General features: G+C 67.4%; 12 protein-coding genes. 9 read left to right on the top strand and 3 right to left on the bottom strand.

The window, feature by feature from the left end; translation table 11 throughout:
* The first annotated feature begins 2 nt into the window (after positions 1–2).
* The 6 genes from FFS62_RS19430 (at position 3) to FFS62_RS19405 (ending at position 5,846) form a co-directional block, all read left to right on the top strand.
* Entirely contained in the window at positions 3–668 is a 666-nt protein-coding gene (locus FFS62_RS19430; protein WP_137974509.1) for an amino acid ABC transporter permease, read from the top strand.
* A 13-nt stretch (positions 669–681) separates the two neighbouring features.
* A complete protein-coding gene (locus tag FFS62_RS19425; RefSeq protein ID WP_137974508.1) occupies positions 682–1,332 on the top strand; it encodes an amino acid ABC transporter permease in 651 nt (216 codons plus the stop codon).
* Positions 1,325–2,047, top strand: coding sequence for an amino acid ABC transporter ATP-binding protein (locus FFS62_RS19420; RefSeq protein ID WP_137974507.1), 723 nt, complete (start codon positions 1,325–1,327; stop codon positions 2,045–2,047). The genes FFS62_RS19425 and FFS62_RS19420 overlap by 8 nt, the downstream gene beginning before the upstream one ends.
* Before the next feature lie 9 nt (positions 2,048–2,056).
* Positions 2,057–3,094, top strand: coding sequence for a proline racemase family protein (locus FFS62_RS19415; protein ID WP_137974506.1), 1,038 nt, complete (start codon positions 2,057–2,059; stop codon positions 3,092–3,094).
* Between the two features lie 144 nt (positions 3,095–3,238).
* Positions 3,239–4,174 (top strand): dihydrodipicolinate synthase family protein, encoded by a 936-nt coding sequence (locus FFS62_RS19410; protein ID WP_137974505.1) that lies wholly within the window; start codon positions 3,239–3,241, stop codon positions 4,172–4,174.
* Positions 4,175–4,262: 88 nt separating this feature from the next.
* A complete protein-coding gene (locus FFS62_RS19405; RefSeq protein ID WP_137974504.1) occupies positions 4,263–5,846 on the top strand; it encodes an aldehyde dehydrogenase (NADP(+)) in 1,584 nt (527 codons plus the stop codon).
* A 201-nt stretch (positions 5,847–6,047) separates the two neighbouring features.
* Here FFS62_RS19405 and FFS62_RS19400 read toward each other — a convergent pair whose 3' ends face one another.
* The 3 genes from FFS62_RS19400 to hexR all read right to left on the bottom strand — a co-directional run bounded on the left by FFS62_RS19400 (position 6,048) and on the right by hexR (position 8,317).
* Positions 6,048–7,055, bottom strand: coding sequence for an Ldh family oxidoreductase (locus tag FFS62_RS19400; protein WP_137974503.1), 1,008 nt, complete (start codon positions 7,053–7,055; stop codon positions 6,048–6,050).
* 105 nt (positions 7,056–7,160) lie between these two features.
* The gene (locus tag FFS62_RS19395; RefSeq protein WP_137974502.1) at positions 7,161–7,361 is read right to left on the bottom strand and encodes a PA3496 family putative envelope integrity protein; all 201 of its coding nucleotides are present in this window, start codon (positions 7,359–7,361) and stop codon (positions 7,161–7,163) included.
* A gap of 89 nt (positions 7,362–7,450) precedes the next feature.
* Positions 7,451–8,317, bottom strand: a complete 867-nt coding sequence (gene hexR, locus FFS62_RS19390; RefSeq protein WP_137974501.1) for a transcriptional regulator HexR — start codon at positions 8,315–8,317, stop codon at positions 7,451–7,453.
* Between the two features lie 179 nt (positions 8,318–8,496).
* On the opposite strand from hexR, the gene zwf reads away from it, so the two are divergent.
* The 3 genes from zwf to FFS62_RS19375 form a co-directional block, all read left to right on the top strand.
* Positions 8,497–9,924: a glucose-6-phosphate dehydrogenase gene (zwf, locus tag FFS62_RS19385; RefSeq protein WP_218569304.1), complete on the top strand. Its 1,428-nt coding sequence runs from the start codon at positions 8,497–8,499 to the stop codon at positions 9,922–9,924.
* Positions 9,925–10,349: 425 nt separating this feature from the next.
* Positions 10,350–10,868, top strand: a complete 519-nt coding sequence (locus FFS62_RS19380) for an Hcp family type VI secretion system effector (RefSeq protein ID WP_137974499.1) — start codon at positions 10,350–10,352, stop codon at positions 10,866–10,868.
* A 150-nt stretch (positions 10,869–11,018) separates the two neighbouring features.
* The coding region (locus tag FFS62_RS19375; protein WP_137974498.1) for a type VI secretion system tip protein VgrG at positions 11,019–12,754 on the top strand (1,736 nt) is incomplete at its 3' end.

Here is a 12,754-nt window from a genome sequence, read left to right as displayed (position 1 = left end):
CGATGTTCGATTACACCTTCCACTGGCGCTCGGCGTTCAAGGCCTTGCCGGACATGCTGGCAGGCGCCTGGGTCACCCTGGAGACGGCAGCCCTGTCGATGCTCCTCGGCACCCTGATCGCCCTGCTGCTGACGGTCATGCGGCAGATGCAGCACCCGGTGCCCCGGCATTTCGCCAACACCTGGGTGTCCATCGCCCGCAACACTCCGTCGCTGTTCCAGATCTACATCCTCTACTTCGGCCTCGGCAGCTTCGGCCTGCACGTCAGCTCGTGGGTCGCCCTGCTCGCCGGGATCACCTTCAACAACGCCGGCTACCTGGCGGAGAACTTCCGCGGCGGTCTCAAGGCGGTGCCCGACACGCAGATGCGTGCGGCGCGCTCGCTGGGCATGAGCGCCTTCCAGGCCTACCGGATGATCATCATTCCGCAGCTGCTGCGCATCGTCTTCTACCCACTGTCCAACCAGATGGTCTGGGCCGTGCTGATGACGTCGCTGGGCGTGATAGTCGGGTTGAACAACGACCTGACCGGCGTGACCCAGGACTTCAACGTGAAGACCTTCCGCACCTTCGAGTACTTCGCCCTGGCGGCGGTGCTCTATTACCTGATCGCCAAGACCATCGTGCTCGTCGCACGCCTGATGGCCTGGCGCCTGTTCCGCTACTGAGGAAGGACTGAGCATGTTCGAAACCAGTCTCACCTCCAACGACCTGCTGTTCCTGCTCAAGGGCGCCTGGGTCACCCTGGAACTGACCGTCGGCGCCATGCTGATCGGCACCCTCGCCGGCGTGCTGTTCGGCCTGCTGCGCGCCACCCTACCCCGCGCCACCCTGCCGCTGGCCTGGGTGCTGGACGTGTTCCGCAGCGTGCCGCTGCTGATCCAGTTCGTCCTGTTCAACGCACTGAAGAGCATCGCCGGCCTCGACATCAGCGCCTTCGCCGTCGGCTGCATCGTGCTCGGCGTGTATGCCGCCTCGTTCTGCACCGAGATCGTCCGCAGCGGCGTGCTCGCCGTGCCGGCCAACCTGCGCCGCGCCTCGCGCTCGCTGGGCATGAGCTACTGGCAGGACCTGCGCCACATCGTGCTGCCGATCGCCACCCGCGTGGCCTTTCCCGGCTGGCTCAACCTGGTGCTGTCGGTGATGAAGGACACCGCCCTGGTCATGTGGATCGGCATCGTCGAGTTGCTGCGCGCCTCGCAGACCATCGTTACGCGAATTCAGGAGCCGCTGCTGGTGCTGTGCATCGCCGGCCTCATCTACTACGTCATGAGCCTGGTGGTGGCCCGTCTGGGCGCCCGGCTGGAAAAAAGGTGGCAGGAAAATGATTGAGATCGACAACGTCTACAAATCCTTCGCCGACCTCGAGGTCATCAAGGGCGTCAGCCTGACGGTGAACAAGGGCGAGGTGGTGTCGATCATCGGCGGCTCCGGCTCCGGCAAGTCGACCCTGCTGATGTGCATCAACGGCCTGGAGCCGATCCAGAAGGGCAGCATCCGCGTCGACGGCACCGAGGTGCACGCCCCGGGCACCGACCTGAACAAACTGCGGCAGAAGATCGGCATCGTGTTCCAGCAGTGGAACGCCTTCCCGCACCTGACCGTGCTGGAGAACGTGATGCTGGCGCCGCGCAAGGTGCTCGGCAAGAGCAAGGAAGAGGCCGAGGCCCTGGCGGTGAAACAACTGACCCACGTCGGCCTGGGCGACAAGCTCAAGGTGTTCCCCAGCAAGCTCTCCGGCGGCCAGCAGCAGCGCATGGCGATTGCCCGCGCCCTGGCCATGAGCCCGGACTACATGCTGTTCGACGAGGCCACCAGCGCCCTCGACCCGCAGCTGGTGGGCGAGGTGCTGGACACCATGCGCCTGCTCGCCGAGGAGGGCATGACCATGATCCTGGTCACCCACGAGATTCGCTTCGCCCGCGACGTGTCCGACCGCGTGGCGTTCTTCCGCAACGGTCTGGTGCACGAGATCGGCTCGCCCGACCAGGTCATCGGCAACCCGCAGAAGCCGGAGACCGCGGACTTCCTGAAGTCGGTCCTGTAGGGGGAAGCAATGCGTTCGAGCAAGGTCATCCATGTGGTCAGCTGCCACGCCGAGGGCGAGGTCGGTGACGTCATCGTCGGCGGCGTCGCGCCGCCACCGGGCGCCACCCTCTGGGAACAGTCGCGCTGGATCGCCCGCGACGAGGAGCTGCGCAACTTCGTGCTGAACGAGCCGCGCGGCGGCGTGTTCCGCCACGTCAACCTGCTGGTGCCGGCCAAGGACCCGCGGGCGCAGATGGCCTGGATCATCATGGAGCCGGCCGACACGCCGCCCATGTCCGGCTCCAACTCACTGTGCGTGTCCACCGTGCTGCTCGACAGCGGCATCCTGCCGATGACCGAGCCGGAGACCCGCCTGGTACTGGAAGCGCCGGGTGGCCTGATCGAGGCCGTGGCCCAGTGCGAGGGCGGCAAGGTGCAGCGGGTGGAGGTGAAGAACGTGCCGTCCTTCGCCGACAGGCTGGACGCCATGATCGAGGTCGAAGGCCTCGGCAGCCTCAAGGTCGACACCGCCTATGGCGGCGACAGCTTCGTCATCGCCGACGCGCGCGCCCTGGGCTTCTCGCTGACTGCCGACGAGGCCGCCGACCTGGTCGCCACCGGCCTGAAGATCACCCGCGCGGCCAACGAGCAGCTCGGCTTCGTCCATCCGCTGAACAAGGACTGGGCGCACATCTCGTTCTGCCAGATCGCCGCACCGGTGGAGCGCATCGACGGCGTGCTGACCGCCGCCAACGCGGTGGTGATCCGCCCCGGCAAGATCGACCGTTCGCCCTGCGGCACCGGCTGCTCGGCGCGCATGGCGGTGCTGCACGCCAAGGGCCAGATGCAGGCCGGCGAACGCTTCGTCGGCCGCTCGATCATCGGTTCCGAGTTTCACTGCCGCATCGATTCGCTGACCGAAGTCGCCGGGCGTCCGGCCATCTATCCCTGCCTGTCCGGCCGGGCCTGGATCACCGGCACCCACCAGCACCTGCTCGACCCGAGCGACCCCTGGCCGGGCGGTTACCGCCTCTCGGATACCTGGCCGGTCGAGCCGAAGCTGTAACACCCGTTTTTTGCAGATCTGAAAACCGCCGCCTCGCCGGCGCACTGAACCGGGCCCAGGCCCAACCCCATGGAAACAAGGGTGTAGAACGACCCTTTGATTTCGTATACGAAATACTTTGACTCTGCCGAGGAGGCAAACAGCATGAGTAGCAACATCTTCACCGGCACCATCCCCGCCCTGATGACGCCCTGCACCGCCGAGCGCAAGCCGGACTTCGACGCCCTGGTGCGCAAGGGCCGCGAGCTGATCCAGGCCGGCATGAGCGCCGTGGTCTACTGCGGCTCCATGGGCGACTGGCCGTTGCTCACCGAGGCCGAACGCCAGGAAGGGGTGGCGCGCCTGGTCGCTGCCGGCATCCCGACCATCGTCGGCACCGGTGCGGTGAACAGCCGCGAAGCCGTGTCCCATGCGGCCCATGCCGCCAAGGTCGGCGCCCATGGCCTGATGGTCATCCCCCGCGTGCTGTCCCGTGGCGCGTCGCCAGCCGCCCAGGAGGCGCATTTCGCCGCCATTCTCGAGGCGGCGCCGAAGCTGCCGGCGGTGATCTACAACAGCCCGTACTACGGCTTCGCCACCCGCGCCGAGCTGTTCTTCAAGCTGCGCCGCCAGTACCCCAACCTGATCGGCTTCAAGGAGTTCGGCGGCGCCGCCGACATGCGCTACGCCGCCGAGCACATCACCTCGCAGGATGACCAGGTGATCCTCATGGCCGGCGTCGATACCCAGGTGGTGCATGGCTTCGTCAATTGCGGCGCGACCGGCGCCATCACCGGTATCGGCAACGCCCTGCCGCGCGAAGTGCTGCAGCTGGTAGAGCTGAGCAAGCAGGCCGCCAAGGGCGATGCCGTGGCCCGCCGCCGCGCCGTGGAACTGTCCGACGCGCTGAACGTGCTGTCGTCCTTCGACGAGGGCTGCGACCTGGTCCTCTACTACAAGCATCTGATGGTGCTGAACGGCGATAAGGAATACGCCCTGCACTTCAACGAGACCGACGTGCTGAGCGACGCCCAGCGCAACTACGCCGAGACCCAGTACAAGCTGTTCCGCCAGTGGTACGCCAACTGGTCGGCCGCCTGATCGCCGTGCTGCGGCCAGGTGCGTTCAGCGCGCCCGGCCGACCCGCAATGGCAACGCTGATCTCATAGGCCCCCGACAGGAGCTAACAATGCCCGCCACCATCGGCCACAACTTCATCGCCGGCGGCCGCAGTGCCGCCGGTGAGGTCATCCTGCACAGCCTCGACGCCACTACCGGCGAGGCGCTGCCCTACCGCTTCCACCAGGCCACCGAGGCCGAGGTGGATGCCGCCGCCCGCGCCGCCGAGGCCGCCTACCCGGCCTACCGCGCCCTGAGCCCGGAGCGCCGCGCCCAGTTCCTCGACGCCATCGCCGAGCAGATCGACGCCCTCGGCGACGACTTCGTCCAGCTGGTGTGTCGCGAGACCGCCCTGCCGACCGCACGTATCCAGGGCGAGCGCGGCCGTACCAGCGGGCAGATGCGCCTGTTCGCCAAGGTGTTGCGCCGCGGCGACTTCCTCGGCGCACGCATCGACCGCGCCCTGCCCGAGCGCCAGCCGCTGCCGCGCCCGGACCTGCGCCAGTACCGCACCGGCGTCGGCCCGGTGGCGGTGTTCGGCGCCAGCAACTTCCCGCTGGCCTTCTCCACCGCCGGTGGCGATACGGCGGCGGCGCTGGCCGCCGGTTGCCCGGTGGTGTTCAAGGCCCACAGCGGTCACATGGCCACCGCCGAGCTGGTGGCTCAGGCGATCATCCGCGCCGCCGAGGCCACCGGCATGCCGGCCGGCGTGTTCAACATGGTCTATGGCGGCGGGGTCGGCGAGTGGCTGGTCAAGCACCCGGCGATCCAGGCGGTCGGCTTCACCGGCTCGCTGAAGGGCGGCCGCGCCCTGTGCGACATGGCCGCCGCGCGCGCGCATCCCATCCCGGTGTTCGCCGAGATGAGCTCGATCAATCCGGTGCTGATGCTGCCCGCCGCCCTCGCCGTCCGTGGCGAGAAGATCGCCCGCGAACTGGCCGACTCGGTGGTGCAGGGTTGTGGCCAGTTCTGCACCAACCCCGGCCTGGTCATCGGCATCGCCTCGCCGGCCTTCAGCCTGTTCACCGCCAGCCTGATCGCCGAGATCGGCCAACGCCCGCCACAGACCATGCTCAACGCCGGCACCCTGAGCAGCTACGAGCACGGCCTGGCCGCGCTACGCGCTCACCCGGGCGTGAAGCACCTGGCCGGCCAGCCGCAGGAAGGCCGCCAGGCCAAGCCGCAGTTGTTCCAGGCCGATGTCTCCTTGCTGCTGGGCGGCGACGAACTGCTGCAGGAAGAAGTGTTCGGTCCGGTGACCGTGGTCGTGGAAGTGGCCGACAAGGCCGAGCTGATCCGCGCCCTGCATGGCCTGCGCGGCCAGCTGACCGCCACCCTGACCGCCGAGCCGGCCGATCTGGAGGCCCACGGCGACCTGTTGCCGTTGCTGGAGCAGAAGGTTGGCCGGGTGCTGTTCAACGGCTACCCGACCGGCGTGGAAGTGTGCGACGCAATGGTCCACGGCGGCCCCTACCCGGCCACCTCGGATGCGCGCGGCACCTCGGTCGGCAGCCTGGCCATCGAGCGCTTCCTGCGCCCGGTGTGCTACCAGAACTGCCCCGACTCCCTGCTGCCGGACGCCCTGAAAAATGCCAACCCGCTGGGCCTGGCCCGGCTGGTCGACGGCATTACCACGCGGGAATCGCTGGCCTGAAACACAGTGTGTCGGCTCAGACACCAGCGCTTCTCTCCCTCAGCCCCGGTTCGCCGGGGCTTTTTTTGCCTATGCGTAGGGCGGGTGAAACCCGCGAGCGGCGCCTACGCCGGTTTCACCCGCCCTACGCAGGCTTGTAGCCCGGATGTAATCCGGGATCGGAGTCGCCTACCTCCCGGATTGCATCCGGGCTACTGTCCGCTACGCCAATAGCGCCTGCAGATCGCGATACAGGCCGTCGTTGATCTCCACGCCCTCCACCAGGCTCTTCGCCCGCGCCTCGTAGCGGCGCTGGGACGGCAGCCGCGCGCCCTGGCCCTGGATCGCCTCGAACAGCCCTTCGGCGCGGGCCAGGTGCTGGTCGGCCTGCTCGCCGAGGAAACGTTGCGGGTCGAGGGCGATGATCAGTTCGCCATGGTATGGCAGGGCATTCACGCCGCCATCGAAGGCGCCGGATTCGAGGCTGGTCAGGTCGCCGATCAGCGGCCCGGCGATCAGCTCGATCATCGCCGACAGGGCCGATCCCTTGTGCCCGCCGAAGGTCAGCATGGCGCCGTGGTCGAGCACCTCGGCGGCCTCGCTGCTCGGCTGGCCGCTGCGGTCCACGCCCCAACCGGCCGGCAGCGGCGCGCCGGAGCGGCGGTGCAGTTCGATCTCGCCACGCGCCACCGCGCTGGTGGCGAAGTCGAAGACGAAGGGATGGCCGCCGGCACGCGGCCAGCCGAAGGCAATGGGATTGGTGCCGAACAGTGGGCGGCTGCCACCGGCCGGCGCCACGTAGGCCTGAGTCGGGTTGCAGGCCAGCGCCACCAGGCCCAGTTCGGTGATCGCCTCCATCTCCGCCCATAGCGCGGAGAAGTGCACGCAGCGATTGATCGCCATGGCGGCGATGCCGTTGCGCCGGGCCTTGTCGGCCAGCAGCGGCAGGCCGGCAGCGAAGGCCAGCTGGGAGAAGCCGCCATGGGCGTCGACCCGCACCAACGACGGCGCCTGGTCGATCACCTCGGGCTCGGCGTCGGCCACCGCCTTGCCGGACTTGAGCGTGCGCACGATGCCGAGCAGGCGCCACAGGCCGTGGGAGGTGCAGCCATCGCGCTCGCCGGCCGTCACGGTGGCGGCGATGGCCTGCACGAAGGCCTCGCTGAAACCGGCGTGGCGCAGGATGTCGGCGGCCAGCTCATGGGCCTCGGTCAGGGTCAATCGGGTCATAACGGGCTCCTGGCAGTCTGCCCGTTACAGTGGCCTGTCGCCGACGCCGAGGCTTGATCGCTTTGCACGCGCGGCATGCCGAATTCGGCACACCGCACAATTGGCTCAAGCCGCGTGGCGTTGCGGGCTGCGTGCGATCGGCAGGAAATCGGCGGGGAGCAGATCGGGATAGCCGCCGAGCTCCTGCTGCAGGCGGCGCTGCTCGGCGTATTCCTCGATGGCGCGGCGGAAGGCCATGCGGCGCTGGTCTTCCAGCTTGCGGCGGGTCTTACTGTCGTGGACGGGTTCTTCGAGATGCAGGTTCATCGCGGCGCTCCTGGTCCGTTTACCGGGAGCTCAGCATGCCCGCATGGGCGTGACGCTTTGAGGGCGCGGCGATGAAGCTTGCGTGAAGGTCAGTCCTCGGCGCTGCGCACCGATTTCGGCGACAGGCGCAGACTGCGCAGGCTGCGCTTGACGCTCTTGAGGTGGTTGACCAGGTCCGGGCCGCGGGCCATGGCCACGCCCATGGCCAGCACGTCGATCACCACCAGGTGGGCGATGCGCGAGGTCAGCGGAGTGTAGATCTCGGTGTCTTCCTGCACGTCGATGGCCAGGTTGACAGTGGCCAGGTCGGCCAGCGGGGTCTGGCTCGGGCACAGGGTGATCAGGGTGGCGCCGGACTCGCGCACCAGGTTGGCGGTGATCAGCAGGTCCTTGGAGCGGCCGGACTGGGAGATGCAGATGGCCACGTCGTGGGGCTTCAGCGTCACCGCGCTCATCGCCTGCATATGCGGGTCGGAGTAGGCGGCGGCGGTCAGCAGCAGGCGGAAGAACTTGTGCTGGGCATCGGCGGCCACCGCACCGGAGGCGCCGAACCCGTAGAACTCGATGCGCTGGGCATTAGCGATGGCGTTGACGGCCCGCTCCAGCTCGCGCGGGTCGAGGCGCTCGCGCACCTCCATCAGGGTGTGCAGGGTGGTGTCGAAGATCTTCATGCTGAAATCGGCCACCGAGTCGTTCTCGCTGATCGAGAACTGGCCGAAGCTGGCCCCCGCCGCCAGGCTCTGCGCCAGCTTCAGCTTGAGGTCCTGGAAGCCGCTGCAGCCGATGGCGCGACAGAAGCGCACGATGGTCGGCTCGCTGATGCCGACCTCGTGGGCCAGGTCGGCCATGGAGCTGTGCATCACCGCGGAAGGGTCCTGCAGGACGTGATCGGCGACCTTCAGTTCGGACTTGCGGAGCAGGTGACGGGACTGGGCGATATGCTGCAGAAGATTCACGGGCAGGGCTCTGTTGTCGGCTCGATGGAAACCGCGTCGGCGGGCAACTCTCCGACTCGCTGCGGTTTCACCCAGGCTGTTATGATCGGGGCTGTAGTGATCTTGTAGTTATACTACATGAACGCCCAACCCGCACAGGCAAACCGGCCGGAGGCCTCTCGTTGAACAGCCCTTGTGACATGCTGGTGTTTGGCGGTACCGGCGACCTGGCCCTGCACAAGCTGCTGCCGGCGCTCTACCACCTGCATCGCGACGGCCGCCTGAGCCCGGACATGCGCATCCTGGCGGTGGCGCGCAACGTGCTGAACCGCGCCGAGTACCAGGCCCTGGCCGAGCGCCGGGTGCGCGCCCAGGTGGCGCGCAGCGACTTCGACAACGACAGCTGGGCGGCCTTCGCCGCGCGCCTCGACTACTTCACCATGGACCTGACGCATACCGCCGAATTCGGCCGTCTCGGCAAGTTCCTCGGCGCCAGCGCCTGTAACCGCGGGCGCATCTACTACCTGGCCACCGCCCCCGACCTGTTCGAGGCCATCGCCGAGAACCTGGCCATCGCCGGGCTGGCCGGCAGCGATACACGCATCGTGCTGGAGAAGCCGATCGGCCGCTCGCTGGAATCCGCCCGCGAGATCAACGCCGCCATCGGCGCAGTGTTCAGCGAGGCCCAGGTATTTCGCATCGACCACTACCTGGGCAAGGAGACGGTGCAGAACCTGATGGCGCTGCGCTTCGCCAACGCGCTGTTCGAGCCGATCTGGCGCGCCGGGCACATCGACCACGTGCAGATCAGCGTCAACGAGACCCTCGGCGTGGAGAACCGCGGCGCCTACTACGACCACGCCGGCGCCATGCGCGACATGGTGCAGAACCACCTGCTGCAGTTGCTCTGCCTGGTGGCGATGGAGGCGCCGGTGCGCTTCGACGCCGAGTCGGTACGCAACGAGAAGGTGAAGATTCTCGAGGCGCTCAAGCCCATCGCCGGCCTCGACGTGCACGACAAGACCGTGCGCGGCCAGTATGTGGCCGGCAAGATCGGCGGCCAGGAAGTGCCGGCCTACTACTTCGAGAAACACGTCGACAACGACAGCGACACCGAGACCTTCGTCGCCCTGCAGGCGGAGATCGACAACTGGCGCTGGGCCGGCGTGCCCTTCTACCTGCGCACCGGCAAGCGCATGGCGAAGAAGCGCTCGGAGATCGTCATCCAGTTCAAGCCGGTGCCGCACCGCCTGTTCGACGGCAGCCAGGCCAACCGACTGGTCATCAGCCTGCAGCCAGAGGAGCGCATCACCCTGCAGCTGATGGGCAAGAGCCCGGGCAAGGGCATGCGCCTGACGCCGATGGAGCTGGACCTGAATCTGGCCCGGGTGTTCCCGCAGAAGCGCCGCTGGGATGCCTACGAGCGCCTGCTGCTGGACGTGATCGAGGGCGACTCGACGCTATTTATGCGCCGGGACGAAGTCGAGGCGGCCTGGGCCTGGGTCGACCCGATCCTCAAGGGCTGGCAGGACAACTACCAGGACCCGCGTCCCTACCCCGCCGGCAGCAACGGCCCGGAACAGGCCAATACCCTGCTGGAACTGGCCGGGCGCGAGTGGGAAGACTGAGCAACATCGACCTTCCACCTGACGCAAGCTCCCGCACTCTACGCCCCCTCTCCCTCCGGGAGAGGGCCGGGGTGAGGGTCGCGTAACCTCTCAGATGCAACCTGGCCACTTCACGTAGGGTGTACTCGCCGCAGGCAGTACACCATGCTGCTGCGCAACTCCTTGCACACCCGCCTCGCCGCGCCCTTCTCAGCCACGCCCCAGCGCCCGATTCACGGGCCTCTGACTCCCTGCGCAAGCCCCTGCACAGCCCTGCGCCAGATATTGCACAACCTTCCGTGACGCCCCGCACAAGGCGCCTCCCGGATTTCTTCTAGCCGCGCCGCAACCCCCGCCACACCTGGCCCGCAGCCCCCTGGCACGCCCCTTGTACTTCTCCGAGCTCCCGGACCTTACCGGTCTCGTCTCATAGCAAGGAGAGCACCATGCCAACACCCGCGTACATGACCCTCGAAGGCACCAAGCAAGGCCTGATCACCGCTGGCACCTTCACCGAGGACTCGGTCGGCAACATCTTCCAGGAAGGTCACGAGGACCAGATCCTGGTCCAGGGCTTCAACCACCAGGTCATCATCCCGCGCGACCCGCAGTCCGGCCAGCCGACCGGCCAGCGCGTGCACAAGCCGCTGATGATCACCAAGGTGTTCGACAAGGCTTCGCCGCTGATCTTCAACTCCCTGACCTCCGGTGAGCGTCTGTCCAAGTGCCGTCTGGAGTGGTTCCGCACCTCCTCCACCGGTACCCAGGAGCACTACTTCACCATCGAGCTGGAAGACGCCGTGATCGTCGACGTGCAGTCGCGCATGCCGAACTGCCAGGACCCGGCCATGGCCCACTTCACTCACCTGGAAGACGTCTACTTCACCTACCGCAAGATCGTCTGGACCCACGAAGTGTCCGGCACTTCCGGCTCCGACGACTGGCGTTCGCCGATCTCGGCCTAAGGCCGCAGGCGACCGGCGGCACGCGGTTTTGCGCCACGCATCACCGCACCCCGCCGCCGTCTCGCCGACAATGCCCGGGCTCGCAGGTAAGCGAGCCGCCCCATCGGCCAGCACTCCTGGCCGATGCCCTTTCGGCAGAAGGAACAACGGATGTTCGCCCCCGCCAACCAGACGCATTTCAGCCTGAGCCTGCCCGGTATCGAGCACGACCTGCAGGTCCTCGAGTTCACCGGCCACGAGGCGCTCAGCCAGCCCTTCGTGTTCGAGGTCACGCTGGTCAGCCAGCGCCCGGATCTTGCGCTGGACACGCTGCTCGGCCAGCCGGCCTTTCTCACCCTGGATGCGCAGGGCAACGGCATCCATGCCCAGGTACACGCCTGCGCCCAGGGCGATTCCGGCCAGCGCCTGACCCGCTACCACCTGACCCTGCGCCCGCAGCTGGCCTGGCTCGGTCACCGCATCAACCAGCGCATCTTCCAGCACCTGACGGTGCCGCAGATCGTCGCCCAGGTGCTGAGCGACCACGGCATCCTCGAAGGCAGCGGCCAGCGCTTCCAGCTCGGTGGTACTTATCCTGCTCGCGACTACTGCGTGCAGTACGACGAATCCGACCTGCACTTCATCCAGCGCCTGTGCGAGGAAGAAGGCATCCATTACCACTTCCAGCACAGGCCCGACGGCCATGTGCTGGTGTTTGGCGACGACCAGACCGGTTTCCCCAAGCTCGCCACCACCGCCTATCAGCAGGACTCCGGCCTGGTGGCGGACGACCCGGTGATCAAGCGCTTCGCCCTGCGCCTGGCCACCCGCACCAGCCGCGTCACCCGCCGCGACTACGACTTCGAGAAACCACGCCTGCAGCTCGAAGCCGCGCACAAGGGCGACGCTAAGCCGGACCTGGAAGACTACGACTACCCCGGCCGCTTCACCGAGCGCGGCCGCGGCAAGCACCTGTCCCAGCGCGCGCTGGAGCGCCATCGCAGCGACCACCAGCTGGCCGAGGGCGAGAGCGATCAGCCGCTGCTGCGCAGCGGTCACTTCCTCAACCTGAGCGCCCATCCGCGCACGGACTGGAACCAGCTGTGGCTGCTCAACGAGATCCACCACGAGGGCAAGCAGCCCCAGGTGCTGGAAGAGTCCATCACCAGCTTTATCGGCGGGCGCAAGGAAGACGGACAAGCCGACGACGGCTTCAACCAAGGCTACCGCAACCGCTTCAGCGCCACGCCTTGGGACACCCCCTGGCGCCCGCCGCTGGATCACCCCAAGCCACGCATCCTCGGCAGCCAGAGCGCCGTGGTCACCGGGCCCAAGGGCGAAGAGATCCACTGCGACCAGTACGGTCGGGTCAAGGTGCAGTTCCACTGGGACCGCGAAGGCCAGGCCGATGACACCACCAGCTGCTGGCTGCGTGTGTCCTCCAGCTGGGCCGGCGACCGCTACGGCGGCATCGCCATCCCGCGCATCGGCATGGAGGTGCTGGTCACTTTCCTGGAAGGCGATCCCGACCAGCCCTTGGTCACCGGCTGCCTGTACCACAAGGAACACGTGGTTCCCTACGACCTGCCGGCCAACAAGACCCGGACCGTCTTCAAGACCCTCAGCAGCCCCGGCGGCGGTGGCTACAACGAGCTGCGCATCGAGGACCGCAAGGGCCAGGAGCAGATCTACATTCATGCCCAGAAGGACTGGGACGAGAACGTCGAGCACGACCAGAAGATCCGCATCGGCCACGAGCGACACGATACCGTCGAGGCCAACAGCTACACCGAGCTCAAGGCCGAGGAGCACCGCACCACCCACAAGGACCGCAAGACCGAGATCCGTGCTAACGACCACCTCACCGTGGCCACCACCCAGCACGTGAAGCTGGGCACGGGGCAGTT

It is taken from the genome of Pseudomonas sp. F(2018), assembly GCF_005508865.1.
Classification (GTDB): domain Bacteria; phylum Pseudomonadota; class Gammaproteobacteria; order Pseudomonadales; family Pseudomonadaceae; genus Aquipseudomonas.
The sequence above is the reverse complement of the archived record's forward strand: the minus strand, read 5'-3'. Positions and strand labels throughout refer to the sequence as shown.